We start from the raw sequence: 25,372 nt of genomic DNA, 5'->3' as shown, positions 1-25,372 counted from the left end.
GCCACCGACCACCTGATGACCTTCGGCGGCAAGTTCGCCGACTCGCTCGTCGTCGAGCAGCTCGACAAGCTGTCGGTCTCCTTCCTGGTCAACGACCTCGAGATCCGCCGTGGTGGCGTTGCCCCCAACATGTGCTTCGGCCTGGCCAAGCTCGGGCTGCGCCCGGTGCTCGTCGGCGCGGCCGGCGAGGACTTCGCCGACTACCGTTCCTGGCTCGAGCGCAACGGCGTCGACTGCGACTCCGTGCACATCTCCGAGAGCAAGCACACCGCCCGCTTCGTCTGCACCACCGACACCACCATGGCCCAGTTCGCGTCCTTCTACCCGGGCGCGATGAGCGAGGCCAGCCAGATCGAGCTGCTCCCGATCGTCGACCGGGTCGGCGCGCCGACGTACGTCCTGATCGGCGCCGACGACCCCGACGCCATGAAGCGGCACACCGAGGAGTGCCGCCAGCGCGGCTACGCGTTCATCGCCGACTGCTCCCAGCAGCTCGCGTTCGCCGAGGGCGACCTGATCCGCGACCTGATCGACGGCGCGGCCATCTTGTTCTCCAACGAGTACGAGTCGCACGTCATCGAGAAGAAGACCGGCTGGAGCGCCGAGGAGGTCCTCTCCAAGGTCGGCCTGCAGGTCACCACGCTCGGCAAGGACGGTGTCCGGGTCACCTCCAGCGACGGCACCTCCTTCGAGGTCCCGGCCGCCAAGGACGTCGCAGCCGTCGAGCCGACCGGCGTCGGCGACGCCTTCCGGGGTGGCTTCCTCGCGGCCCTGTCGTGGGGCGCCTCGCTCGAGCGGGCCGCCCAGGTCGGCTGCGTGCTCGCCGCCTACGTCGTCGAGACGGTGGGCACCCAGGAGTACGACTTCACCCACGAGCAGTTCGTCGCGCGCATCCGTGACTCCTACGGCGACGACGCGGCCGACGAGGTCGCCAAGTACCTCAGCTGAGTCGTCGCACGACGTAGCGGGGCGCGCCGTCCGCGGCGCGCTCCTCTCCCACGTACTCCTGTCCGCGCATCCGGCACCACGCCGGCACGTCGTGCCGTGCTGCCGGGTCGCGGGCGACCACGGCGAGCAGCTCTCCGACCTCCACCGAGGGCAGCGCCTTCGCCAGCTCGATGACCGGACGCGGGCACGGCAGGTCGCGGCAGTCGATCTCGGTGGTCACAGCCCGGCCTCCCCGCGGATCCGGCCGACCTCGTCGGCGAGGGCGGCGCAGAACGCCTCGACCTGTTCGGCAGTGGTCTCTCGGCCCAGGGAGACCCGCACGTTGCCGTGCGTGAGCGCCCCCATCGCGGCCAGCACGTGGCTCGGCTCGAGGGTCGAGGCGGTGCACGCGGAGCCGCTGGCGACGGCGAAGCCCCGGCGTGCGAGCGCCGAGACGATCTCGTCGCCGCCGACGTAGAGGCACGAGAACGTCACCAGGTGGGGGAGCCGGGCCACCGGGTCGCCCACGACCTCGGTGTCGGGGAGGGCGGCGGCCGCCGCCCGGATGCGGTCGACGAGCGCGTGCTGGCGCGCCGCGACCTCCTCCCGCTCGGCCAGCACCGCCTGCAGTGCGGCAGCCGCGGCCAACGCGGCCGGGACGTCCGGGAAACCGCCCAGCTGGTCCAGGCCGTCGTCGCCCGGGTACGGCGTGGTCCACCGCGTCCCACGACGCACCACCAGCACGCCGACCCCCGCCGGACCGCCCCACTTGTGCGCGGATGCGGTCAGCGCGTCCCAGCGGCGGGGGAGCGGGACGTGCCCGGCAGCGGCCGCCGCGTCCACCAGCAGGGGTACGCCGGCCGGCAGGTCGAGCTCGTCGACCGGCTGCAGCGTCCCGACCTCCTGGTTGGCCGCCTGCAGCGCGACGGCTCCCACGCCGGGACGTCGCGCGGCCTCGGCCATCGCGGCGACGTCGACGTGGCCGAGCGCGTCCACCGGGATGGCGGCGTGGGCGGGGGAGGGACGCCAGGCGGCGGCGTGGAGGACGGCGGAGTGCTCGACCGCACCGTGCACGATCCCGCCCCGCCCGGTGGCGGCCGTGAGGCCCAGCAGGCCCCGGTGCACGGCGTCGGTCCCCGAGGCGGTGAAACCGACCTCGTCCGGCCGGGCGCCGAGGCACTCGGCCACGACGGCCCGGGCGTTGTCGAGCAGCAGCCGCGCGTCGCGGCCGGCGGCGTGCAGGCGACGCGGGTCGCCGTACCCGCGGTCGAGGGCGGCCAGCAGGGTGTCCCGCGCCGCCGGGTGGACCGGGGACGACGAGGCCGAGTCGAGGTAGACCTCGGAGGTGCTGCTCACGTTCGAACCCTAGTTGAGCGGGGTCCGTACGCTCGTGCCGCGCTCGTGCCACGCCTCACACGTCCCGGAAGACCCACCCCGCCACCATGCCGGGGTCGCACTCCGCTAGTGTTCGCAGTGGTTCTGACCCTCGAGAGGAAGGCTCGTTCGTGGGCTGGTGGCACCCCGAGCGCACGCGTGGCGCGCAGCGACGTACCCGTCGCGCGACCCCGCTCGCCGGATTCGTCGTACTCGCGCTCGCGCTGTCCGGCTGCTCGACCGATACCCAGTGGGAACGGTTCGGCATGCCGGAGATCACGACCACGCAGGGTGAGCACATCCTGCACCTGTGGCAGGGCGCATGGATCGCCGCGCTGGTGACCGGTGTCATCACGTGGGCGCTCATCATCGGCGTCCCGATCTGGTTCCGTCGTCGCAGCGACGACGAGGTCCCGGTGCAGACGCGCTACAACCTGCCGATCGAGATCTTCTACACGATCTTCCCGGTCATCATGGTCATCGCGTTCTTCTCGCAGACCGTGCGCGTGCAGAACATCGCGCTCGAGCACGACCCGAACCCGGACGTCGTCGTCACGGTCGTCGGCCAGAAGTGGCAGTGGACCTTCAACCAGCCGTACGAGGGCAGGAACGTGTTCGTCTCCGGCACCGGTGAGGACATCCCGGACCTCGTGATCCCGGTCGACAAGACCATCGAGTTCCAGCTCCGCAGCCCCGACGTGATCCACAACTTCGGCATCCCGGCCTTCGCGATGCGCATGGACGTCGTCCCCGGCAACAAGAACTCCTACCAGGTGACGCCGACCGAGATCGGCGACTACGACGGCAAGTGCTACGAGCTCTGCGGCGCCTACCACTCGCGGATGCTCTTCAACGTGAAGGTCGTCTCCGAGGCTGACTACGAGGCCTACCTGGCCGGGCTCGCCAAGGACCCCGACCACGTGTCGGACGAGCCCGTCGAAGGCGGCAAGTACGCCAAGCAGCCCATCAACGACGACGAGGGAGAGCACGAGTGACCACTCTCGCGCGTTCCGCGGACCTCAGCCAGCGCAAGCCGCTCGGCCAGCAGATCGTCCGCGCGCTGACCACGACCGATCACAAGCTGATCGGCAACCTGTACTTCGGCACCGCCATGGCCTGGTTCCTCGCCGGTGGCATCATGGCGCTGCTCATCCGGTCCGAGCTCGCCTACCCGGGCAGCCAGATCGTCAACGAGGAGCTCTACAACCAGCTCTTCACGATGCACGGCACGATCATGCTGCTGCTGTTCGCGACGCCGCTGTTCTTCGGCTTCGGCAACGCGATCATGCCGCTGCAGATCGGTGCGCCCGACGTCGCGTTCCCGCGCCTCAACATGTTCAGCTACTGGCTGTACCTGTTCGGTGGCCTGATCGCCGGCGCCGGCTTCCTCACCCCGCAGGGTGCCGCCTCGTTCGGCTGGTTCGCCTACACGCCGCTGTCCGACTCGGTCAACAGCCCCGGCGTCGGTGGCGACCTGTGGATCATGGGTCTGTGGATGGGTGGTCTCGGCACCATCCTCGGTGCGGTCAACTTCATCACCACGATCATCTGCATGCGAGCGCCGGGCATGACCATGTTCCGGATGCCGATCTTCGTCTGGACCGTGCTGATCACGGCGATCCTGGTGCTGGTCGCGTTCCCGATCCTCGCCGGCGCCCTGCTCTCCCTCGAGGCCGACCGACAGCTCGGGGCCCACGTGTTCGACTCCTCGCACGGTGGAGCGATCCTGTGGCAGCACCTGTTCTGGTTCTTCGGGCACCCCGAGGTCTACATCATCGCCCTGCCGTTCTTCGGCATCATCTCCGAGATCCTCCCGGTCTTCAGCCGCAAGCCGATCTTCGGCTACATCGGCCTGGTCGGCGCGACGCTCGGCATCGCGATCCTCTCGGTGGCCGTGTGGGCGCACCACATGTTCGTCACGGGGGCCGTCAACCTGCCGTTCTTCTCCGGCATGACGTTCCTGATCGCCGTGCCGACGGGCGTGAAGTTCTTCAACTGGATCGGCACGATGTGGGGCGGGTCCGTGCGCATGGACACCCCCATGCTCTGGTCGATCGGCTTCCTCACGACCTTCCTGTTCGGTGGCCTGACCGGCATCATCCTGGCCAGCCCGCCGCTCGACTTCCACGTCTCCGACTCCTACTTCGTGGTGGCCCACTTCCACTACACGGTGTTCGGCACGGTCGTGTTCGCGATGTTCGCCGGCTTCTACTTCTGGTGGCCCAAGCTCACCGGTCGCATGCTCGACGAGCGCCTCGGCAAGATCCACTTCTGGCTGCTGTTCATCGGCTTCCACACGACCTTCCTCGTCCAGCACTGGCTGGGCATCGAGGGCATGTCGCGTCGCTACGCCGACTACCTGCCGCGTGACGGCTTCACGACGCTGAACCAGGTCTCGACGATCGGCGCGTTCATCCTCGCCTCCTCGATGCTGCCGTTCTTCTACAACGTCTACGTCTCCCGCAAGGGACCGCTCGTCAACACCGACGACCCGTGGGGCTGGGGCCGGTCGCTGGAGTGGGCCACCTCGTGCCCGCCGCCGCGCCACAACTTCCACTCGATCCCGCGGATCCGCTCGGAGTCGCCGGCGTTCGACCTCCACCACCCGGAGATCGCCGCCATCGAGATGTACGACGAGCCGGTCGCCGCGGGCGCCGGCGCCAAGGAGGTCGACGCCTGATGAAGGTCGAAGCATGGATCTTCGGCGTGACCACGGTCTTCCTGGTCCTGGTCAGCCCTGCCTACTGGTTCATCACCGACGGCAGTGACCACGGTGCCGACTGGACCGGCACCTCCGCGCTGGTCATGACCACGCTGCTGTGCGCCATGGTCACCCTCTACCTCGGGTTCCACGCCAACCGCATGGACGCCCGTCCGGAGGACCTCAAGGACGGCGAGATCGCCGACGGCGCCGGCGAGCTGGGCTTCTTCCCGCCCTACTCCTGGTGGCCGCTGTGGTGCGCCGCGACGCTCGGCGTGATGGTGTTCTCGATCGCCGTGCTCGCCTGGTGGCTGTTCATCATCGGCATCGTGCTCGGCGCGATCGCGGTCAGCGGCTGGATCTTCGAGTACTACCGGGGCGTCTACGCCCACTGAGCCTGCGCTCAGCCTCTCGTCGGCGGTGTCCCACCTCACGGTGTGACACCGCCGACGTGCTCTCCAGCCGGGAATCGTCGGTCCCGGCAGGTACCCTCGTTCCGTGCCTTCCCCGCTGACACGCTCCCGCTCGCGCGCCCTGCGCGCCGCCGCCCTGCTGGCCGCCGTCGCCCTCGTCGCGACCGCCTGCGACGGCTCGGGATTCGTCCCCGGTGCCGACGGCCCGGACAGCGACGAGACCACGGCCGCGGCCGCCTCCGAGGCGATCGTGACGACCAACGTGAAGGACGACGCCTCCGGCGTGCCCGTCGACAAGGTGATCAGGGTCAAGGCCGAGAAGGGCACGCTGACCTCGGTGGTCCTCAAGTCGAAGGGCGGCCGGGTCGAGGGCGAGCTGCGCGCCGACGGCACCCGCTGGGTGGCCTCGGGCGGCCTCGAGCCCGCCACCAGCTACCGGGTGCGCGCCACGGCGCGCAACGGTGACGGCAAGGAGGTCCGGAGCGTCTCGACGTTCACGACCCAGTCGCTGAGCCTCGACCAGCAGACCTATGCCTCGATCGCGCCCCTTCAGGGCGAGACGGTCGGCGTCGGCATGCCCGTCATCGTCACCTTCGACCTCCCGGTCACCGACCAGGCGAGCTTCGAGAAGCACATGACGGTCACCTCCACGCCCGCACAGCCGGGCTCCTGGTACTGGGTCAGCAGCAAGGAGGCGCACTGGCGCCCCGAGTCCTACTGGCAGGCCGGGACCAAGGTCAGCGTCGACGTCGGCGTCAACGGCGTGAGCGCGGGCGGCGGCATCTACGGTCAGGAGGACCGCAGGGTCGACTTCGAGATCGGGGCCGCCCACGTCTACAAGGTCAACGCGCGCACCCACCAGATGAAGGTCCTCGAGAACGGCAAGCTGCTGCGCACCTTGCCGATCACGACCGGCAAGGCCGGCTTCACCACCCGCTCCGGCGTCAAGGTCATCATGGAGAAGTACGCCCAGAAGCGGATGAACTCCGAGACCGTCGGCATCGCCCGCGGTTCCGCGGAGGCCTACGACATCGACGACGTGAAGTGGGCCATGCGGCTGACCAGCTCCGGCGAGTTCATCCACGCTGCTCCCTGGTCGGTCGGCTCCCAGGGCCACGCCAACGTCTCCCACGGCTGCACCGGCATGAGCACCGACAACGCGGCCTGGCTCTACTCCATGACCCGTCGCGGCGACGTCGTCGAGTACGTCGGCACCGATCGCCCGATGGAGCCCGGCAACGGCTGGGGCGACTGGAACGTCTCCTGGAACGACTACGTCGCCGGATCCGCCCTGAGCTGACGGTCGGCCCCGGAGGACGTCCGTGAGGATCGCCATCGCCTACGACTGCCTCTACCCGTGGACCCTCGGGGGTGGTGAGCGGCAGTACAGAGCGTTCGCTGAGGAGTTCGCGGCGCAGGGACACTCGGTGAGCTACCTGACGCGGCAGCAGTGGGACGGCCCGGTGCCCACGGTCCCCGGCATCGAGGTCGTTGCGGTCGCGGGCCGGGCCCGGCTGCATGACCGCTCCGGTGCTCGTCGAGCGGGCCCTGCGCTCGGCTTCGCGGCCCGGCTGTGCCTCCACCTGGTGCGCCATCGCCGACGGTACGACGCCGTCGTGGTGAGCGCCCTGCCGGCGACCAACGTGCCGGCCGCGCGCCTGGCCCTTCTCGGCTCCCCGGTCGTGCTGGTGAGCGACTGGCTCGAGGTGTGGACGCCCGAGCGCTGGCGCGCCTACAGCGGTCCGGTGATGGGCCGGGTGGCCTGGGCTCTCCAACGGCTGGCCGCGCGATTGTCGCCGTCAGCCACGTGTCACTCGGCGCTGAGCGCGGACCGCTTGAGCCGGAGCGGCCTCAGGTCCCTCCCGCTGCGCAGTCCGGGACTGGTGTTCCCCGAGGACCACGGTGCGGCGGCCGTCGTGCCACCCGCGACTCCACATGTGGTCTACGTCGGTCGCCACATCCAGGACAAGCGCGTCGAGGCACTGCCTGCTGCGATCGCCGCCGCGCGCGCCGTCCTGCCGGACCTGACGGCGACGATCTACGGGGACGGTCCGACCCGGGAGCACGTCCGCAGCGAGGTGGAGCGCCTCGGTCTGCGCGACGTGGTCGACCTTCCGGGCTTCGTCGACCGTTCCGTGCTGGACGCAGGTCTGCGGACGGCATCGGTGCTGGTCAATCCCTCGGAGCGAGAGGGCTACGGCCTGGTGGTCGTGGAGGCTGCCGCTGCGGGAACTCCCGTGGTGGTGGTCGACGGGCCGGACAACGCGTCCGTCGAGCTCGTCGTGCCGGGGCGCAACGGTGCGGTCGCCCGCTCGACAGCGGCGGACGACCTGGCCGAGGCGATCCTCTCCGTGGTCGACGGCGGCTCGGCGCTGCGCAGCAGTGCCCGCGCCTGGTACGACGACCACGCCCGAGCCGGTTCGGTCGCCGTCACCGCCCGGGGCGTCCTGGAGCTGATCGAGGCGCGGGCGGCCGGCCGATGACGACGGAGTCGCTCCGCGTGGCGGTCGAGCTGGTCTACTTCACCGGTCGGAAGGGCGGCACCGAGAGCTACGCGCGTGAGCTGTTCCCCGTGCTCGCCGAGCAGCCGGGGGTGGAGCTGGTCGGGATCGCTGGACGCGAGCTCCGGGGGAGCCGTGGCCGGTGGTTCCCGGGCGAGCTGGTGCACCTTCCGGTCTCAGGGGAGAACCGCCTGCAATGGGCGGCTGCCGTCGCCCTCGCGGTCGGCCCACGCGCCCGTCTCCTGGGTGCCGACCTGCTGCACTGCCCGGCAAACTTCGGACCCGCCTTCCGTGCCCTGCCGACCGTGGTCACGGTTCACGACCTGCTGCCGCTCAAGCATCCGGAGTGGGTCCCCGGCGGTCGGTCCGAGGGGGTGCGGCGCCTGCAGCTGCGGACCATCGCGGCGGCCGACCGGCTGCTCGCGGACAGCGCCGCGACAGCGTCGGACATCACGGCCCTGACCGGTCGTGCGCCCGGCGACGTCGACATCGCACCCCTGGGTGCACCGGCAGTGCGGGCGGCAGGGCCCAGGACCGCCGCCCGGCCGTTCGTGCTGACCGGTGGGAACCGGATGCCCCACAAGAACTTCCCGCGCCTGGTCGAGGCGTGGTCCCTCATCCCCGCGGCCGAGCGGCCGCTCCTCGTCGTCACCGGAAGTCACGGAGCAGATCCGCTGCGCGTCGAGGTCGAACGGCTCGGGCTGCAGCGCGACGTGGAGCTCCGTGGCTGGATCGACGCCGCTGAGCTCGCCGAGCTCTACGCCTCGGCCAGCTGCTACGTCTTCCCGACGCTGTTCGAGGGCTTCGGCCTGCCGGTCCTGGAGGCCATGGCCTCCGGGTGCCCGGTGGTGGGCTCCGACGTCGCGGTGCTTCGGGAGGTGGGTGGCGAGGCGATGGCCCGGTTCGACCCGTGGTCGGCTCCGGCGATCGCCGCAGCGGTACGCCGAGTGGTGGCCGATCCGGGGCTCCGCGACAGGCTCCGGCGTGCCGGCCTGGAGCGTGCCGCGAGCATGACGTGGGACCGCACCGCGAGGCTCACGCTCGGCGCCTACCGCAGGCTGGCCGGCCACTAGACTCCCGCGCGTGGGCTATCACGAGTGGCATGCGCGTCCGGGCTACTACCGCGACGTCGTGCGCCATTTCGAGCCGGGCAGCCGACTGCTCGACGTCGGCTGCGGCACCGGTTGGCTGTCCGAGGACTTTCCGGCCTACGTCGGCCTCGACCACGTCCCCGCAGCGGTCGATGCTGCGCGGGCGCGCGGGGTCGACGTACGCCTGGCCGACCTGGAGCAGCCACTGCCGCTGCCCGACGAGGACTTCGACGGCGTCGTCCTCAAGGACGTCCTCGAGCACCTGCTGGATCCTGCGGGCGTGGTGGCCGAGTCCTTCCGCGTGCTGCGACCCGGTGGGCTGGTCTTCGCGTCCTCACCCGATGCGCAGCGCTGGGCCTGGCACGACTACACCCACCGCCGGCCGTGGACGCGCACCTCGATGCGCAGGATCTTCGCCGACCACGGTTTCGAGGTCGTCCGGGTGTCCTACGAGAGCGTGGCGCCCGGCACGGGGATCGTGTCGGGGTGGTTCCCGCGCAAGAGACGGCCGAGGGTGCTGGCACTCCTGACCTGGTTGCCGGGCTGGCGCCGCAACGTGTGGATCCTGGCGCGCCGACCGCTCGCTTGACCCGTCAGCTCTCCACGTCCACCGTGGCAGGTGCCGCGACCTCCGAGAGCGCCTGTGCGCGTGCGATCTGAGCGATGCGACGCTCCATCTCGCGCATCCGCAGGCTCTGGACGATCGTGGTGAACACGAAGACCACGACGAGCACGTAGAGGATCAGGTTGGGTCCCTCGCGCACGCCGACGACGTGTGCAGCATCGGTGACGAGCCCCGGGGCGATGACGCTCGCTGCCGCCCCGGCGGCGACGAGGAACCCGGCGATGCGCATGATCGCCAACCGGCTGCCCGACGGGCGGGTCCGCAGCAGCCACACGACGGCCAGCACGATGCTGGCCAGCAGGAAGACCCGGATGATCACGCGGGTGCTCCGAGCCGGTCGGTGGCGAGGTCGTAGAGGATGTTCAGCGCGTTGAGGTTCGACTGACCCTTGCTGCGTGAGTAGTCCGAGTAGCACATCGTGACCGGGTGCTCGCGCCAGGAGAGCGAGGCGCTGACGATCCGGGACTCGATCTCGGAGGCGTGGGCCATGCCGCGCTGGCGCAGGTTCATCGCTGCGACCGCACGGCGGTTGAGGACCCGCAGGCCGTTGTGGGTGTCCGTCAGCCTGATGCCCGTCAGCGTTCGCGAGAACCGGAGCGCGGCTGCCATGAGCATCCGACGTGCGAGTGGCTGTCCCTCGGTCCGTCCCAGGTTGCGGGAGCCCAGGACGATGTCCACCCCGGTCGCGTCGGCGAGGTCGACCATCGTAACGGCGTCGGCCACGAGGTACTGACCGTCGGCGTCGAACGTGACGACGTGGGTGGCGTCCGTGTGGCGCATCACGAAGTCGAAGCCCGTCTGCAGCGCCGCACCCTGCCCGAGGTTGACCGGGTGGCGAAGGACGGTCGCGCCGGCGTGGCGGGCGACGCTCGACGAGGCGTCTCGCGAGCCGTCGTCCACGCACACGACGTGGGGGAACACCTCGCGGAGCGCGGTGACCACCGCGCCCACCATCGCGGCCTCGTTGTACATCGGCACGACGACGACGGTGCGGTCGCTGGCGGGGGACGGGCTCACGACGTCGAGGTTAGTGACGACGGTGCCGCCGCGACATCCGTCCCGGCCAAGTCTGGCCGACAGTCCGCGGACCGCTAGCCCGTTCTGACTAGGCCGCGCGGCGACTGCTCCGCGTCGACGCGGGCCTGTGCCACCGTGCGGCGAGGTAGGCCGCGCCTGCCCCCACGCCGAGGATCAGGAGGAAGGCGGGTGCGTTCTCACGCAGGGCGTCGAGCGCGAGGCTGTAGCGCCACGCGGAGCCGTCGCCGTCCCCGTCCGTCGAGGCCGCACCGAACAGCACCCCGATCGAGAGCAAGCCCACCTGGAGCCCGACGAGGACGGCTGCTGCCGTCCGGGCGCGGCGACCCATCCGTGCCGCGGCGAGAGCGAGGAGCGGGAAGCACGCGCACAGCGTCTCGAGCGGGAGGCGGTAGCCCCAGAACCCGGTGCCGCCCTGGAACGGGTTGAGGTACACCTGGATGAGGAGGTACACGATCCCGCCTGCCGAGAGCGCGCGCACCCAGTCGGGCGCTGCCCGCCACGCGCCACGAAGGAACGGCACGAGGAGCAAGAGGCACGGTGTCCAGACCAGGATGCCGACACCGGGGGAGACGAGGACCCCGGCCAGGTCACCGGCACGCTCGGGCCAGCTCCGTGAGGCCGGCCACGCCCCGAGCGTGCTCGAGGAGTACCCCGTCGTGGGGCTCCAGCTCCCGTACAGCCACTGCCCCCACGCCGAGCTCGCCGCGAGGAAGGGGAGGCTGCCGCCGGCGACGCGGAGCGCGATGCCCGGTCGGCGCCGAGCGAGGGCCACGCCGACACCGACGGCGGCGACGGCCACCGCCAGGTGGAGACGACCGACGAGAGCGACGCCGCCCAGGACGCCGACGAGCCACCAACGCTCCCGGGAGGCCGCCCAGGCCATGCCCGCGATGCCCAGGACACCCACGGAGTGAGGCCAGAGGTCGTTGCCGGCGATGCTCCACAGCGGCGTGCCGACCGCGAGGGCGGCGGTGCAGGCGAGGGCCGCCCGGTGACCGACCAGCTTCGCCGTCGCCAGGAGGAGGAGTGTGGCTGCTGCCGCGACCAGCAGCGCCGCCGTGAGAGAGCCGGGGACGTCGGAGAAGCTGCCCGTGCCGTCCCCGGAGAGCAACGCTGCGATCGCGTACGCCGGGACCCCGGCGAGGACCGGTCCGGGACTGCGCGCCACCACACGGTGCCCGTTGTCGGGGTTCGTCGCCGTCCACAGGCCGCTGCTCTCGACGCCATCGACTCCCGGCCACGGCGGCAGCTGGTCGGGGGAGACCTCGTCGATCCAGGGCGTTCCGGTCGTGGCGAGGCGCCAGGCGCCGAGGTCGGCCGACCACACGTCGCCGGTGATCGGCGGGTGCAACGTGCCCAGGCTGCAGAGCAGGAACACAGCGACCCCGAACACCGCGATCACGCGGTGCCGGGGCCGGCTGTGGTCGTGCTGGTTGCTCAGTGCTCTGCCGGACCGTGCCGGTTGGGGCCGGCGGCGATCTGCGACTCGAGCTCGTGGAGCTCGTGCTCCGCGTGGTGCTGCGCCTCGTGGATCTCCTCGGCCGTGGGCTTTTGGACGTTGTCCGCGAAGAACACTGTGGCCAGCTTGGCCCGCAGCTTGCGCAGGCGTGCGCTGCGACCGGTGGCACCCGAGGCGTCGATCTCCTCGACGGTCTCCGGCGTCGGGTCGTCGTCGCGGGCCGTGAGCGTGTAGGCCTTGCCCACGGGGAGGGGCAGGTGCTTCTCGGCGTACGCGCCCTCGGGGGAGCGGACCAGGACACCGGTCTCGTAGCCGTGGAGCAGCTTGCCCTCGTCGTGACGCTGGAGCGAGATGCACCAGCGGCGCGTGATGATGAAGGCGATGACCGGTCCGAGGAACACCGCGGCCCGCATGAAGTACGTGATCTCGTTGATGCTCAGGTGCATCTTGATCGCGATGATGTCGTTGCCGCCTGCGGCCCAGGACAGGCCGTAGAAGGTCATCAGCGCGACCATGATCGCGGTGCGGGTCGGAGCGTTGCGCGGACGCTGGAGCAGGTGGTGCTCCCGCTTGTCGCCGGTGATCCAGGCCTCCAGGAACGGCAGCGCCATGAGGATCATCAGCATGAGCGGCGGCATCACGAGGATCGGGAGCATCACGTTCCAGGACAGGGTGATGCCCCAGATGTGCGTCTCCCAGGCCGGGATGATGCGCAGCAGTCCGTCGGGCCAGCCCATGTACCAGTCGGGCTGCGAGCCCGCGGTCACCTTCGACGGGTCGTAGGGGCCGAACTTCCAGACCGGGTTGAGCGAGAACAGGCCACCCAGCAGGGTGATCACGCCGAACACGATGAAGAAGAAGCCACCGGCCTTGGCCGCGTAGACGGGGAGCATCGGGTAGCCGACGACGTTCTGCTCGGTCCGGCCGGGCCCGGGCCACTGCGTGTGCTTGTGGTAGACGAGCAGCAGCATGTGCGCCGCGACCAGGGCCAGCAGGATGCCGGGGATGAGCAGGATGTGCATGGCGTAGAAGCGCGGGATGATCGAGTCACCCGGGAACTCGCCGCCGAACAGGAAGAACGACATGTAGGAGCCGACCACGGGGGAGGCCTTCATGAAGCCGTCCGCGGCCCGGACGCCGGTGCCGGAGAGCAGGTCGTCGGGGAGCGAGTAGCCGGTGAAGCCCTCGATCGTGCCGAGCAGCAGCAGCAGGCAGCCGATGACCCAGTTGAGCTCGCGCGGCTTGCGGAAGGCGCCCGTGAAGTAGACGCGCATCATGTGGATCATCATCGAGGCGATGAAGATCATGGCGGCCCAGTGGTGCATCTGCCGCATGAGCACGCCGCCACGCACGTCGAACGAGATGTGCATCGTCGAGGCGAAGGCCGACGACACGTGCTGGCCGCGCAGCGGGTCGTAGGCGCCGTCGTACTGGACCTCGGTCATGCTCGGGTCGAACCACAGCGTCAGGAAGACACCGGTCAGCAGCAGGACGACGAAGCTCCACAGGGCGATCTCGCCCAGCATGAACGACCAGTGGTCCGGAAAGACCTTGCGGATGTTCTTCTTCATCGCCGTGCCGAGGCCCAGGCGCTCGTCGGCCCAGTTGGCGATGGCGCCGGCAGCCTTGCCACCCTTGGTGGTGGCGGGCGTCGTGCCGTTGGTCGTGGCGACCTTGCTCATGTCACCAACGGTCATAGTAGTCACGCTCCCAGAAGCTCGGGCCGACGGGCTCGTCGAAGTCCCTCTGCGCGACCAGGTAGCCCTCGTCGTCGACGGCGATCGGCAGCTGCGGCAGCGGACGGCCGGCGGGGCCGAACACCACCTTGCCGGAGTCGGCGAGGTCGAAGGTGGACTGGTGGCAGGGGCACAGCAGGTGGTGGGTCGTCCGCTCGTTCAGCGAGATCGGGCAGCCGACGTGGGTGCAGATCTTGGAGTAGGCAACGATGCCGTTGACGCTCCAGTTCTCCCGGCTCTTGCCCTGGGCGTCCTTGCCCGGCTTGATGTCGCCCGGGTTCATCCGCAGCAGGACCAGCGACGCCTTGGACTTGATGACCTGGGCGTTCACGCCCTCGACCTCGGTCGGGTCCATGTCGTAGCGCTCCGGGTTGTGGAGGGCGTCGGGCTGGCAGTTGACCAGGTCGCCGATCTCCAGGTCCGAGGCCAGGATCGGGGTCCAGATGCCGTCGCGCACGATGCGCATCGGCTTCTCCTTGGTCCCGCTGCCCCAGATCGTGTGGTACAGCTTGTCGCCCGGCAGGGGACCCAGGTCGCGCAGCAGCACGACGGCCGGGAGGCCGAGCAGGCCGACCGCACCGAGCAGGGAGTTGCGGATCAGCGGCCGGCGGCCGATGCCCGACTCCGCGATGCCGTCGTTGAGCGCCTGGACGGCGACCTCGCGGTCCTCGTCGGCGGACTTCGCCGGGTGACGCAGCTCGACCATCTCGTGGTCGGCCATGAGCTTGCGGGCCCAGTGGATGATGCCGACGCCGATGAACAGCAGCGCGAGGCCCAGGCAGACGCCCAGGGCGATCGTCGAGGCGCCCTTGTTGCCGATCAGGGTCCAGTCGTCACCCACGTCGAGGGTGAAGTACGAGACCAGGAAGCCGATCGTCGCGAGCGCGGAGAGGCCGAACAGCGTGGCCACCTGGCGCTCGGCGCGCTTCTCCTTGGCGGGGTCGACGTCCGTCGGCCGCCACTGGTGCTCCGGCAGGCCCGGGTCCGCGATCGGAATCGCGAGCTCGCCCCCGCTCGGGTCGGAGTGGGTGTCGTGTGCGTCGGTCACGCTGCCGCCTCGTCCTTCTTCTTGCTCGAGCGGGTGGTGTGGGCCGCGATCCAGACGGCGAAGCCGACCAGGACGCCGATGCCAACGATCCACGCGATGATTCCCTCACTCACCGGACCCAGGCCGCCCAGCGTGAAGCCGCTGTAGCTCGGGGCCTTGTCCAGCTCGTTGAGGTAGGCGATGACGGCCTTCTTGTCCTCGGGCGGGATGTTGCCGTCGGAGAAGGTGTCCATCGACTGGGGGCCGGTCAGCATCGCCTCGTAGATGTGCTTCGAGTCGACGCCACGGATCTTGGGCGCGAAGCCGCCGCGCGGCATGGCGCCGCCGGAGCCCTCGAAGTTGTGGCACGCCGTGCAGTTGGCGAGGAAGATCTGGCCGCCGCGGACGACGAGCGCCTCGATCTCCTTCTGGCTCATGCCCTCGGTGGAGTAGAGCTCCTTGTCGGGGACGGCGGGGCCGGTGCCGAGCGAGGCGACGTACGCCGCGAGGGCAGCCGTCTCCTCCTTGGTGTAGACGACCTCCTTGCGGGGCGCCTGGACGCCGGGCTGGGCCATCGGCATGCGGCCGGTGCCGACCTGGAAGTCGACGGCCGCGGCGCCCACGTCGGTCAGGGCTGGACCGTACTGCGAGCCGCCCTGGGTGAGGACGCCCTCGCCGTTCTGGCCGTGGCAGAAGGCGCAGCCGACCAGGAAGAGCTCACGCCCCTCCTTGACCAGTGCCGCCTCGTCCTGGCTGGTGTCGGCCTGGGCCGGCGCGAGCGCTGCGTAGAGGCCACCTGTCAGCAGGAGGCCGCAGACGAGCACCAGGAGTCCGGCGATCGGACCGCGGCGGTGCCGCGAGAGTCGACCGGCGGAACGGTTCAGAAGGCGCACATTCAGTCCTTGTCAGTCCGGAGGATCCAACAGCTCTTCGTCATCGGGGTGCCCCGTGTCACTTGATCAGGTAGATCGTCGCGAACAGGCCGATCCACACGACGTCGACGAAGTGCCAGTAGTACGAGACGACGATCGCGCTGACCGCCTGCTCGTGCGTGAAGCGCCTGGCGACGTACGTGCGGCCGAGGACGAAGAGGAAGGCGATGAGACCGCCGGTCACGTGGATGCCGTGGAAGCCGGTGGTCAGGTAGAACATCGTGCCGTAGGCGTCGTGGGGGATCGTGACGCCCTCGTGGACGAGCTCGGCGTACTCGAGCGCCTGGCCGCCGACGAAGATGGCGCCCATGACGTAGGTCAGGATGAACCACTCGCGCAGGCCCCACTTGCCGACCTGGAGCAGCGAGCCGGCGCGCGAGACCTGGCCGCGCTCGGCCGCGAAGACACCCAGCTGGCAGGTGAACGACGACAGCACGAGGATCGTGGTGTTGATCGACGCGAACGGCACGTTCAGCAGCTGCGTGTTCTCCGACCACATCTCGGGCGAGACCGAGCGGATCGTGAAGTACGACGCGAAGAGCGCCGCGAAGAACATGAGCTCGCTGGACAGCCAGATGATCGTGCCGACCGCGACCATGCTGGGTCGGTCGTGCTGGCCGTGCAGGCGCGAGGCCGGGAGAGTTGCCGAAGCTGAGATCGCCACGGGCGCCATTATGGCGGTATCGGATCCCAACGGCATCCCGACCCCCCGTTCTGGGCGTTCACCACCCACGACCTACGCTCGAACGGGTCCCGAAACCGGGATCGATCGGCGGAGGGGTGACGGGTGGGACTGGTGGTGTCCGCGGGCGGTGCGGGGGTCGAGGACCTGCCGCCGTTCGACGCCGGGGCGTTGCTCTCCCAGTGGGGCATCGCGCCGCTGCCGCTGATCATCACCGCGTGGGCCACGGGCCTGTACGTCGTGGGGGTGCTGACCCTGCGCCGGCGCGGGGACAGCTGGCCGGTCGGTCGCTCGATCGCCTGGGGCGTCGGCATGCTCGCGTTCTACCTCGCCACGTCGTCCGGACTGGCGGCGTACGACACCGTCCTGGTCAGCGTCCACATGGTCCAGCACATGGTGCTGTCGATGGTGGTGCCGCTCTCGCTGGCGCTCGGCGCGCCGGTGACGCTCGCCCTGCGCACACTGCCGCGCCGGCCGCGGGGCTGGCTGCTCACGCTGCTGCACTCCCGGCTGGCCAAGGTGCTCGGCTTCCCGCCGCTGACCTTCGGCCTCTACGTCATCTCGCCGTGGGCGCTGTACTTCTCGGGTTGGTACGAGGCGTCGCTGCGCTCGACCTACGTCCACGAGATGATGCACGTGCACCTGGTCGTCGTGGGTGCGCTCTTCTTCTGGCCGATCGTCGGGGTCGACCCGCTGCCCGGCCGCGTGGCGCACCCGTTCCGCGTGCTGCTGACGGTGATGACGCTGCCCTTCCACGCCTTCCTCGGTGTCACGATCATGGGACAGAAGACGCTGCTGGGCGGCGACTGGTACCCGTCGCTGCACGACGGGCCGCTCGGCGCGTGGCTCCCGGACCCGTACGACGACCAGAAGCTCGCCGGCGGCATCCTGTGGGGTGCAGGCGACCTCGTCGGCCTGGTCTTCTTCGTGGTGCTGTTCGCGCAGTGGGTGCGCTCGTCGATGAAGGAGGCGGAGCGGGAGGACCGGCGGCTCGACCGCCTCGAGCGGCAGGGGCAACGCGCCGCGAGCGAGGTCACCCCCGCGGACCCGGCGCCGTCCGAGTAGCATCGCGCGGGTGACGTCCCCCAAGACCCTGAAGGTGCTCGTCTACAGCGACGACGTGCACACCCGTGAGCAGGTCATCCTGGCGCTGGGACGCCGTCCCCACCCGGACCTGCCGGAGCTGGAGTACGTCGAGGTCGCCACCGAGCCCGTGGTCATCCAGAACATGGACGCCGGTGGCCTGGCCCTCGCGATCCTCGACGGCGAGGCGGTCCCGGCCGGGGGGATGGGCATCGCCAAGCAGCTCAAGGACGAGATCCTCGACTGCCCGCCGCTCGTGGTGCTGACCGGGCGGCCGCAGGACGCGTGGCTGGCGACCTGGTCGCGCGCCGACGCCGCCGTGCCGCACCCGCTCGACCCGATCCAGCTCGCGGAGGCCGTGGTCTCGCTGCTGCGGGCCCGCGTCCCGGCCTGACGTGGCGACCTGGCCCGACGTCCTCGGCGCCCTCGTGGCCGGGGAGGACCTGACGCCTGCCCAGTCCGCGTGGGCGATGGGGCAGATCCTCGCCGGTGAGGCGACCCCCGCGCAGATCGCCGGCTTCGTGGTCGCACTGCGGGCCAAGGGGGAGTCGATCGACGAGCTCACCGGTCTCGTCGACGCGATGTACGAGGTGATGACCCCGATCTCCGTCCCCGGGCGGCTGCTCGACGTGGTCGGCACCGGCGGTGACCGCTCCTTCTCGGTCAACATCTCGACCATGTCCGCGATCGTCGCTGCCGGTGCCGGCGCGCGCGTGGTCAAGCACGGCAACCGGTCGGCGTCCTCGCAGGCCGGCACGGCCGACGTCCTCGAGGCCCTCGGTGTCCGGCTCGACCTGCCGGTCGCCCGGGTCGCCGAGGTCGTCGACGAGGCGGGGATCACGTTCTGCTTCGCCGCCGCCTTCCACCCGGCGATGCGGCACGCCGCGGTCCCGCGCAGGGAGCTCGGCATCGGCACGGCGTTCAACGCGCTCGGCCCGCTGTCCAACCCGACCCGACCGGGCGCCCAGGCGATCGGGTGTGCCGACGTGAGGCTGGCCCCGGTCATGGCCGGTGTGTTCGCGCGCCGCGGTGTCGACGCGTGGGTGTTCCGCGGTGACGACGGGCTCGACGAGCTCACCACGACGACCACCTCGCGGCTGTGGCAGGTCCACGGCGGCGAGGTCGCCGAGGTCACCGTCGACCCGACGGCCTTCGGGATCGCACGCGCGAGCGCCGAGGACCTGCGCGGTGGTGACGCCCAGCACAACGCGGGCGTGGTGCGTGAGCTGCTCGACGGCAAGACCGGTCCGGTGCGCGACGCGGTGCTGCTCAACGCGGGTGCCGCTCTGGCCGTCTACGACGCCCCCGGTGCGCCGTACGACGAGGTGCTGGCGGCGGGCATCGCTCGCGCCGGTGAGGCGATCGACTCCGGCGCCGCGCGCGGCACGCTCGACCGCTGGGTCGCGGCAGCCGGTCGCTGACGCGGGCTCAGCTCGCCGGGGGAGCGAGCAGCACCAGCTCCTCGGTGCGCTGCTCCACGCTCCACCCGTCGCGCTCGAGCGCATAGGCGAGGGGTGCGTCGTTCGGCAGCAGGGCGGCCCCGGGAGCGAGGGCGGCCAGGGTGCGGTCCCATCCGGGCTCGAGGTGGTCGAGGTCGGCGTACCGCTCGAGCTCGGCGTCGGTGTAGACGTCGCCGTAGCCGTGGAGGGGTATGTCGAGGCCGGGGTCGAGCCGGAGCAGCACACCGCCCACGGGCCAGTCGGTCAGCACCCTGGTGCCCGCAGGCAGCGCGTCGAGCCGGGCGGTGAACGGCCGGACCCGGTCGGCCGAGTCGTCGACGAGGCCCTGGTTCGGCGCCACGGCGATGACCACCGCGGCGAGGCCGAGCGCCACCGCCAGCTCGGTCCGGGCGACCGGCCGGTGGGCGCTCCAGCGGCTCAGCCCGGGTGCGACGACCGCTGCCAGGGTCACCAGCGCCAGGGGCACCGTGCGGTCTGAGTAGAGGGCGAACGCGCCGCCCATCGCGAGCAGGCCGAGGTCGTACGGCCGCACGTCGGTGCGCCGGACCAGGAGGAGCACGGCGGCCGCGGCGAGCACGGTCACGGGCGCGGCAGCGACGGTGATCAGCTCCGGAGCCGCCCACTCGGCGAAGTAGTCGGCGCGGGAGTTGACGAGCAGGACGGCCGTCAGCAGGCGCGGACCGACCGGCGTCACGAGTGCGGCGAGGAGCATGCCGGCGGGGACGGCCAGCAGGGCAAGGGCCCCGGTCCGGCGCGGCCGCCGCTCGACGACCACCAGGACCGCCAGCAGCCCACAGGCCGCCACGCCGATGAGCCACATCCCGTGGCAGGTCGCCCACAGCCAGCCGAGGGGGATCAGTGCCCAGGGAGGTCGACCCGTGGTGCGGGCGCCGTCCCACGCGGCCAGCACCGCCACGAGGAAGAGGTAGCTGAGCAGCTGAGGGCGCAAGGACAGGCTGGGCAGGCACCCGAGGACGACCACCACCGTGAGGGTGATCGCGATCCCCGGGCCGGCGTGGCGGCGCAGCAACAGGTAGGTCGCCGCGACGAAGGCGACCACGACGGCCGCAAAGGCCAGCACCAGTCCCGTGGTACCGGAGGAGTCGTCGATCCGCGCGAGCGCGACCTGGGACAGCCACTGCGTCGGGACCCAGTCGTTGGTGGAGGCCGAGCTGAGCTGACCGGGGTGCGCGATCGACCAGTCGCGCCGGAACTCCTCGCCGAAGCGGAGGTGGAAGTAGGTGTCGAACGCGCGCAGCGGACGCCGCACGAGCGCGGTCAGGAGCGCGGTCAGGAGCAGCGCCACGAGCGGGGCGTAGGCGCGGGCGAGCAGGGGGAACCGGGGCTCGCCCTGTGCTCGTTCGGTCATCCTCAGTCGAGACCGAGCGAGAACGCCGCCTCGAGGTCGTGGCGGGAGTAGGCGCGGTAGGCGATGTGGGTCTCGGTGTCCACGACGCCCTCGACCTTGTTGAGCCGGTCGGCGACCACCGCTGCGATGTCGTCGTGGGAGCTGACCCGGACCAGCGCGATCAGGTCGATCTGGCCGGTCACGGAGTAGACCTCGCTCACGCCCTCGAGCGCCGCGATCGCCTCGGCGACCTCCGGGATCCGCGCGGTCTCGGCCTGGACGAAGACGATGGCGGTGATCATGCGCCCACAGTAGTGGTGAGCAGCGTCGTCGCGTGGCGACCCGCGCCCTGCACCGGGCAGGCCCACTCGCCGACCACCTCGACCAGCCGCACGCCGGGGGACTCCAGCCAGCGCAGGATGCGCTCGGACTCCTCGGCTGTCGCGGCGGGGGTCGGGCCGATCGTGGGCAGCACGGTCTCGGCCGAGGCGCGCAGGCCCTCGACGTACGCGACCGCGTCGGCGCCGGCCGGGATCACGCCGGCGGCAGCCAGACGCCCGTGGCGCACGACGTGGACGGCCCAGCGGCCGTCGTCCTCGCGGCGGGCGGCGACCACCTCGGGGCAGCCGGTCAGCGCGGTCAGTCGCTGGGTGCGGGCCGCAGCACGGACGAAGTCGGCGAGCCGGTCGCGGTGGTGGGCGGCCTCCTCGAAGCGCTCCTGCTCGGCCAGGGCCGACATCCGCGCGTGCACCAGGTCGACGACGTCGTCGGGTCGGGTGAGCAGGGTGTCCCTGAGCTGGCGCACGACGGCCGCGTAGGTCTGCGGGTCGACGCTGCCGTCGCAGGGGGCCAGGCAGCGCTCCATCTCGGCCAGGACGCAGGCAGTGCGCTGCGGTCGGTGGCCGAAGCGGTCGTTGCACTGGCGGATCGGGAACACCTCGTGCAGCGCGGCGAGGGAGCTCTCCGCGGCCGCCCGCGAGGAGAACGGCCCGAGGTAGTCGGCGTCGTCGTCGAGGACCCGCTTGACCAGGGAGAGCCGTGGCCACGGCTCCCGGGTCAGCTTGAGCCAGGTGACCTTCTCTGGATGGCGGGAGCGACGGTTGTAGGGCGGCTTGTGCTCGGCGATCAGGCGCAGCTCGCGCACCGACGCCTCCAGCGGTGTGGCGCACTCGACGCCGCTCACCGAGGACGCGATCTGGACCATCTCGCCGATCCGGGTGCGCTTCTCCGAGGCGGTGAAGTAGCTGCGGACCCGGCGCCGCAAGTCGCGGGACGTGCCGATGTAGAGGACCCGCGCGCTGTCGTCGCGGAACAGGTAGACGCCGGGAGCGTGCGGCAGGTGCTCGGCGAGGTGGCGCTTGCGGCGCGCGGCGCTCGCGACCTTGCTGGAGTAGCCCTGCAGCTCCTCGAGCGTCTGCACCCCGAGCCCACCGAGGCGCTCCATCAGCCCGTGCAGCACGTCGACGGTGGCACGGGCGTCGGCGAGTGCCCGGTGGTTGGGGGTGGTGCCCGCTCGGAAGACCCGGGCCAGCGAGGAGAGCTTGTGGTTGGGCGCCTCGTCGCGGCCGACCACGTGGCGGGCCAGCTTGACGGTGTCGAGCACCTCGAAGTCGGGCCACGCGATGTCCTGCTCGCGCGCGAAGTGACGCAGGAAGCCCACGTCGAACCGGGCGTTGTGGGCGACCAGGACGGACCCCGCGGCGAACTCGAGGAAGGCCGGCAGCGCCGCGCCGATCGGCGGTGCGTCGGCGACCATGCCGTTGGTGATCCCGGTGAGCACGGCGATGAACGCCGGGATCGAGGTGTGCGGGTTGACCAGCGTCTGGAACTCGCCCAGCACCTCACCGCCGCGGACCTTGACCGCGCCGATCTCGGTGATCATGTCGCCGTCGGCGACCGAGCCGCCGGTGGTCTCGAGGTCGACGACGCAGAAGGTGACGTCGTGGAGGGGGCGGCCGAGCTCGTCGAAGCTGCGCTGCGCATCCCACCGGGGCGTGAGAGGTGCTGCGGTCATGGGAGCGACGGTAGGCGCCACCTCCGACGCATTCGGGGAGGTGGTGGACATGTGTCGCGACGCTGACCGGGCCTCGACGCGCTGCCGCTGCCTCGTTCCCCGGCAGCGACGGTTGCCCAACCCGTCCCGGCCCGCGCCGCTCGCTCGTTCCTCGCGACCGGCTGCCGGGTTGTGTCGGGGGTCCCTGCGAGCCTCGCAGGCATGACGAGGATCGACTGCGACACCTGTGTGGTGCGAGGCCTGGCCTGCCACGACTGCGTGGTGACGGTGCTGCTCGGGCCACCGCCCGAGCTGGTGATCGGCGACGACGAGATGGCTGCCCTCGAGGCGTTGGCCGACGGAGGGCTGGTGCCACCGCTGCGGCTGGTCCAGCCGGTCGACGGCCCCCAGGTCGAGTCCGCCTGACCCGACCCCGCCGTGGCCGGAGGGGCTGGTGTGACCCACGTGACAGTTGTTGCGTGCAATCATCCACAACACGCGCCGGACCGGTTTGGTGGCGCCGGGAGCCGCGACTAGGCTGCACCCTCAGGTGTCCGAGGAAGTGGGTCGACCGACCCGCGCGGGCACCGCGCTGAGTCCGGATCCAGCTCGGGGATCCGGAGCCGGGGAACCAACCACTCTGGGGTGAATCCCGTTCGAGGCGCGAAGGTGAGGGTCCGACCGGACCATCGCCGGCGCGAGGAGTGCGGGTAGGGCGAGTCGTGCCCGAACCCGTCAGCTCACCCGGTAGGCGTACGACACCAGAGGGGACCGCCAGCTCGTGCTGAACGGCCGGACACGTACCACCGCTGCGCTCGCGGCACTCGCCGTCACCGGAGCGATCACGCTGTCGATCAGCGGCAGCCCCGCGCAGGCCGAGCCCGACATCGAGACCGTCAAGGCCCGGGTCGACCGGCTCTTCCACGAGTCCGAGCAGGCCGCCGAGCGCTACAACGACGCCGAGCTCGAGCTCGCCGAGCTCGACAGCGACCTGTCCTCCCTCGAGTCGGACCAGTCCCGTCAGGGCGACGCTCTCGCCGGTGTCCGCTCCGACGTGCGCGACTCGCTGATCCAGCAGTACCAGTCCGGCGACCTCGGTGCGACCGGCGAGCTCCTGTCCTCCGACACCCAGGGCTTCCTCGACGAGCTCTCCACCATGTCGACGGTGGAGGGGATCCAGGACTCGCTCCTCGCCGACTACGGCGACGAGCTCGAGGCCTACGACATCCGCAAGGACCAGACCGAGAAGCGCCGCTCCGACATCAAGGAGCTCAAGGCGACGCTGGCGGAGGAGAAGAAGACCGCCGACGCCAAGCTCGCCGAGGCCAAGGGCCTGCTCTCGAAGCTCGAGGACGAGCAGCGCGCCGAGTTCCTCTCGCGCAACGCCGGTCGCCCGATCGACCCGTCCACCATCCCGGCCTCGGGCCGCGCCGCCGCGGCGATCAAGTACGCCCTCGCCCAGGTCGGCGACGCCTACGTCTGGGGTGCCGCCGGTCCCAACGCGTTCGACTGCTCGGGCCTGACGATGATGGCCTACGCCCAGGCCAACGTCAGCCTGCCGCACTCCTCGCGCGCCCAGTACGGCAGCGGCACGCACGTCGCCAAGAGCGACCTGCAGCCGGGCGACCTCGTCTTCTACTACAGCCCGATCAGCCACGTCGCGATCTACCTCGGCAACGGCCTGATCGTGCACGCGGCCAACCCGGGCGCCGGCGTCAAGGTCTCCGACCTCGACGAGATGCCCTACGCCGGAGCGGTCCGGCCTGGGTGAGCCCCCGGCTCCGCCCGCTCGCGGCAGCGCTCCTGGTCGTCGCCCTCGGCGCCGGTGCGTGCTCGAAGGACGAGTACGTCGCACCGCCGCCGGCGAGGACCAGCGACGTCGCCGATCCCGCGGCAGCGGCCGACACGCTGGCCGCGCTGCAGGACGCGATCCACGACGGTGACACGTCGGCCGCTGCCGGCCTCGGCGCCGATGCACGCAGCCGCGACCTGCTGGGCGCGGTCGTCGCGAACGCCGGAGCCCTCGGCCTGACCGACGTGACCCTGCGCTACGTCACCGAGACCGGCCGCACCCGTGGCTCGGACGCCTGGGACGGACAGGTCGCCGTCACCTGGCGCATCGACGGCCACGACGCCGCCTCCGCCCGCACCGAGCTGCCCGTGTCCTTCGCCGCCCACGGTGCGTCCATCTCCGCGGTCGGGGGGCCCGGCGCCCGGCTGCCGCTGTGGTTGTCCGGTCCGCTGAGGGTCGAGCGCGCCGGTGACGTCCTCGTCGCGGTCGCCGGCGACCCGACCCGGGCTCCGGCCTACCTGACGGCGGCGCGGCGTGCGGTGGCGCAGGTGCGTGCCGTCGTCCCCGGTCGAGGTGGGCTGGTGGTCGAGGTCCCGGCCGACCCCGAGGGACTCCGGGCCACCCTCGACACCGCTCCCGGCCAGTACTCGGCGATCGCCGCCGTCACGGCTCCCGTCGACGGCTCGCAGGCCCCGGGGAGCCCGGTGCACGTGTTCCTCAACCGCAGCGTGTACGACGGCCTCGACCCCGTCGCGGCGCAGGTGGTGATGACCCACGAGGCCGTCCACGCGCTCACCGGGGCGATCGGCGCCCGTCAGGCACCGCTGTGGCTGGTCGAGGGATTCGCCGACTACGTCGCGCTGCGCGACGTCGACCTGCCGCTGACGAAGACCGCCGGGCAGGTCGCGGCGCAGGTCCGCAAGGACGGCGTACCGGAGGCGCTGCCGCCGGACAGCGAGTTCGACCCGACCGCCAGCCACCTCGGCGGTGTCTACGAGGCCGCCTGGCTGGTCTGCGTCACCCTCGCCGACCACGCCGGCGAACCGGCCCTGGTCGAGCTCTACGAGCAGGTCCGCGACAGCGGCGACCTCGCCGCCGCACTGCGGGAGCACGCCGGCTGGACCGAGCCCGAGCTCACCGCCGCATGGCAGGAGCGGCTCCGGTCGTTGCCCGGCGTGGCAGGCTGAGGA

General features: G+C 71.2%; 26 protein-coding genes and 1 riboswitch. Of the genes, 14 read left to right on the top strand and 12 right to left on the bottom strand.

The window, feature by feature from the left end:
* The first annotated feature begins 15 nt into the window (after positions 1 to 15).
* On the top strand, positions 16 to 948 hold the full coding sequence (locus tag BJ958_RS09365; RefSeq protein ID WP_179730077.1) for a carbohydrate kinase family protein: 933 nt from the start codon (positions 16 to 18) through the stop codon (positions 946 to 948).
* Here the strand turns inward: BJ958_RS09365 and BJ958_RS28470 are convergent.
* Together BJ958_RS28470 and BJ958_RS09355 are read right to left on the bottom strand one after the other, a co-directional pair.
* Positions 941 to 1,168: a sulfurtransferase TusA family protein gene (locus tag BJ958_RS28470; RefSeq protein WP_179726586.1), complete on the bottom strand. Its 228-nt coding sequence runs from the start codon at positions 1,166 to 1,168 to the stop codon at positions 941 to 943. The genes BJ958_RS09365 and BJ958_RS28470 overlap by 8 nt on opposite strands.
* Positions 1,165 to 2,283, bottom strand: a complete 1,119-nt coding sequence (locus tag BJ958_RS09355; RefSeq protein ID WP_179726585.1) for an aminotransferase class V-fold PLP-dependent enzyme — start codon at positions 2,281 to 2,283, stop codon at positions 1,165 to 1,167. The genes BJ958_RS28470 and BJ958_RS09355 overlap by 4 nt, the downstream gene beginning before the upstream one ends.
* A 149-nt stretch (positions 2,284 to 2,432) precedes the next feature.
* On the opposite strand from BJ958_RS09355, the gene ctaC reads away from it, so the two are divergent.
* From ctaC to BJ958_RS09320, 7 genes are all read left to right on the top strand, one after another.
* Positions 2,433 to 3,296, top strand: coding sequence for an aa3-type cytochrome oxidase subunit II (gene ctaC / locus BJ958_RS09350; RefSeq protein WP_273516092.1), 864 nt, complete (start codon positions 2,433 to 2,435; stop codon positions 3,294 to 3,296).
* Complete coding sequence (gene ctaD, locus BJ958_RS09345; protein ID WP_179726583.1) at positions 3,293 to 4,981, top strand: aa3-type cytochrome oxidase subunit I; 1,689 nt, start codon at positions 3,293 to 3,295, stop codon at positions 4,979 to 4,981. The genes ctaC and ctaD overlap by 4 nt, the downstream gene beginning before the upstream one ends.
* Entirely contained in the window at positions 4,981 to 5,397 is a 417-nt protein-coding gene (locus tag BJ958_RS09340; protein ID WP_179726582.1) for a cytochrome c oxidase subunit 4, read from the top strand. Before ctaD ends, BJ958_RS09340 begins: the two co-directional genes overlap by 1 nt.
* A 103-nt stretch (positions 5,398 to 5,500) precedes the next feature.
* Entirely contained in the window at positions 5,501 to 6,715 is a 1,215-nt protein-coding gene (locus tag BJ958_RS09335) for a L,D-transpeptidase (protein ID WP_343052624.1), read from the top strand.
* A 22-nt stretch (positions 6,716 to 6,737) separates the two neighbouring features.
* Positions 6,738 to 7,898, top strand: a complete 1,161-nt coding sequence (locus BJ958_RS28990; protein WP_179726581.1) for a glycosyltransferase — start codon at positions 6,738 to 6,740, stop codon at positions 7,896 to 7,898.
* Positions 7,895 to 8,989, top strand: coding sequence for a glycosyltransferase family 4 protein (locus BJ958_RS09325; RefSeq protein WP_179726580.1), 1,095 nt, complete (start codon positions 7,895 to 7,897; stop codon positions 8,987 to 8,989). Before BJ958_RS28990 ends, BJ958_RS09325 begins: the two co-directional genes overlap by 4 nt.
* A gap of 10 nt (positions 8,990 to 8,999) precedes the next feature.
* A complete protein-coding gene (locus tag BJ958_RS09320) occupies positions 9,000 to 9,596 on the top strand; it encodes a methyltransferase domain-containing protein (protein WP_179726579.1) in 597 nt (198 codons plus the stop codon).
* Between the two features lie 4 nt (positions 9,597 to 9,600).
* On the opposite strand, the gene BJ958_RS09315 is transcribed toward BJ958_RS09320, so the two are convergent.
* From BJ958_RS09315 to ctaE, 7 genes are all read right to left on the bottom strand, one after another.
* On the bottom strand, positions 9,601 to 9,951 hold the full coding sequence (locus BJ958_RS09315; RefSeq protein ID WP_179726578.1) for a DUF2304 family protein: 351 nt from the start codon (positions 9,949 to 9,951) through the stop codon (positions 9,601 to 9,603).
* Entirely contained in the window at positions 9,948 to 10,649 is a 702-nt protein-coding gene (locus BJ958_RS09310; protein WP_218865658.1) for a glycosyltransferase, read from the bottom strand. The genes BJ958_RS09315 and BJ958_RS09310 overlap by 4 nt, the downstream gene beginning before the upstream one ends.
* 88 nt (positions 10,650 to 10,737) lie before the next feature.
* The gene (locus tag BJ958_RS09305) at positions 10,738 to 12,063 is read right to left on the bottom strand and encodes a hypothetical protein (RefSeq protein WP_179726577.1); all 1,326 of its coding nucleotides are present in this window, start codon (positions 12,061 to 12,063) and stop codon (positions 10,738 to 10,740) included.
* A 44-nt stretch (positions 12,064 to 12,107) separates the two neighbouring features.
* Positions 12,108 to 13,811: a cytochrome bc1 complex cytochrome b subunit gene (gene qcrB, locus BJ958_RS09300; protein WP_246319026.1), complete on the bottom strand. Its 1,704-nt coding sequence runs from the start codon at positions 13,809 to 13,811 to the stop codon at positions 12,108 to 12,110.
* 1 nt (position 13,812) lies between these two features.
* Entirely contained in the window at positions 13,813 to 14,913 is a 1,101-nt protein-coding gene (gene qcrA / locus BJ958_RS09295) for a cytochrome bc1 complex Rieske iron-sulfur subunit (protein ID WP_179726575.1), read from the bottom strand.
* Entirely contained in the window at positions 14,910 to 15,785 is an 876-nt protein-coding gene (gene qcrC / locus BJ958_RS09290) for a cytochrome bc1 complex diheme cytochrome c subunit (protein ID WP_179726574.1), read from the bottom strand. Before qcrC ends, qcrA begins: the two co-directional genes overlap by 4 nt.
* Before the next feature lie 58 nt (positions 15,786 to 15,843).
* A complete protein-coding gene (ctaE, locus tag BJ958_RS09285) occupies positions 15,844 to 16,497 on the bottom strand; it encodes an aa3-type cytochrome oxidase subunit III (protein ID WP_179726573.1) in 654 nt (217 codons plus the stop codon).
* Between the two features lie 114 nt (positions 16,498 to 16,611).
* On the opposite strand from ctaE, the gene BJ958_RS09280 reads away from it, so the two are divergent.
* From BJ958_RS09280 to trpD, 3 genes are read left to right on the top strand one after another with little or no spacing between them, the layout of a single operon-like run.
* Positions 16,612 to 17,571: a cytochrome c oxidase assembly protein gene (locus tag BJ958_RS09280; RefSeq protein WP_343052623.1), complete on the top strand. Its 960-nt coding sequence runs from the start codon at positions 16,612 to 16,614 to the stop codon at positions 17,569 to 17,571.
* A gap of 10 nt (positions 17,572 to 17,581) precedes the next feature.
* Positions 17,582 to 17,983 (top strand): Rv3143 family two-component system response regulator, encoded by a 402-nt coding sequence (locus tag BJ958_RS09275; protein WP_204835246.1) that lies wholly within the window; start codon positions 17,582 to 17,584, stop codon positions 17,981 to 17,983.
* Between the two features lies 1 nt (position 17,984).
* Positions 17,985 to 19,010 carry an anthranilate phosphoribosyltransferase gene (gene trpD / locus BJ958_RS09270; RefSeq protein WP_179726572.1) on the top strand — a complete coding sequence of 342 codons (1,026 nt, stop codon included), beginning with the start codon at positions 17,985 to 17,987 and terminating at the stop codon, positions 19,008 to 19,010.
* A gap of 7 nt (positions 19,011 to 19,017) precedes the next feature.
* On the opposite strand, the gene BJ958_RS09265 is transcribed toward trpD, so the two are convergent.
* The 3 genes from BJ958_RS09265 to BJ958_RS09255 are packed head-to-tail and all read right to left on the bottom strand — an operon-like array spanning position 19,018 to position 22,411.
* Positions 19,018 to 20,418 carry a hypothetical protein gene (locus BJ958_RS09265; protein WP_179726571.1) on the bottom strand — a complete coding sequence of 467 codons (1,401 nt, stop codon included), beginning with the start codon at positions 20,416 to 20,418 and terminating at the stop codon, positions 19,018 to 19,020.
* A gap of 2 nt (positions 20,419 to 20,420) precedes the next feature.
* Entirely contained in the window at positions 20,421 to 20,699 is a 279-nt protein-coding gene (locus BJ958_RS09260; protein WP_139621662.1) for an Lrp/AsnC family transcriptional regulator, read from the bottom strand.
* On the bottom strand, positions 20,696 to 22,411 hold the full coding sequence (locus BJ958_RS09255; protein ID WP_246319025.1) for a DEDD exonuclease domain-containing protein: 1,716 nt from the start codon (positions 22,409 to 22,411) through the stop codon (positions 20,696 to 20,698). The genes BJ958_RS09260 and BJ958_RS09255 overlap by 4 nt, the downstream gene beginning before the upstream one ends.
* Positions 22,412 to 22,612: 201 nt before the next feature.
* Here BJ958_RS09255 and BJ958_RS09250 point away from each other — a divergent pair, with 201 nt between their 5' ends.
* The 3 genes from BJ958_RS09250 (at position 22,613) to BJ958_RS09240 (ending at position 25,369) form a co-directional block, all read left to right on the top strand.
* The gene (locus tag BJ958_RS09250; protein WP_141798321.1) at positions 22,613 to 22,816 is read left to right on the top strand and encodes a hypothetical protein; all 204 of its coding nucleotides are present in this window, start codon (positions 22,613 to 22,615) and stop codon (positions 22,814 to 22,816) included.
* A 164-nt stretch (positions 22,817 to 22,980) separates the two neighbouring features.
* Positions 22,981 to 23,146: riboswitch (cyclic di-AMP (ydaO/yuaA leader) on the top strand.
* A 25-nt stretch (positions 23,147 to 23,171) separates the two neighbouring features.
* Positions 23,172 to 24,161: an NlpC/P60 family protein gene (locus tag BJ958_RS09245; RefSeq protein ID WP_273516107.1), complete on the top strand. Its 990-nt coding sequence runs from the start codon at positions 23,172 to 23,174 to the stop codon at positions 24,159 to 24,161.
* Positions 24,158 to 25,369, top strand: coding sequence for a hypothetical protein (locus BJ958_RS09240; protein ID WP_179726569.1), 1,212 nt, complete (start codon positions 24,158 to 24,160; stop codon positions 25,367 to 25,369). The genes BJ958_RS09245 and BJ958_RS09240 overlap by 4 nt, the downstream gene beginning before the upstream one ends.
* Positions 25,370 to 25,372: the final 3 nt, after the last annotated feature.

Origin of the sequence: Nocardioides kongjuensis, assembly GCF_013409625.1 — a bacterium.
Taxonomy (GTDB): Bacteria; Actinomycetota; Actinomycetes; order Propionibacteriales; family Nocardioidaceae; genus Nocardioides; species Nocardioides kongjuensis.
Note: the sequence above shows the minus strand (reverse complement) of the source record. Positions and strands in the feature narration are given on the sequence as shown.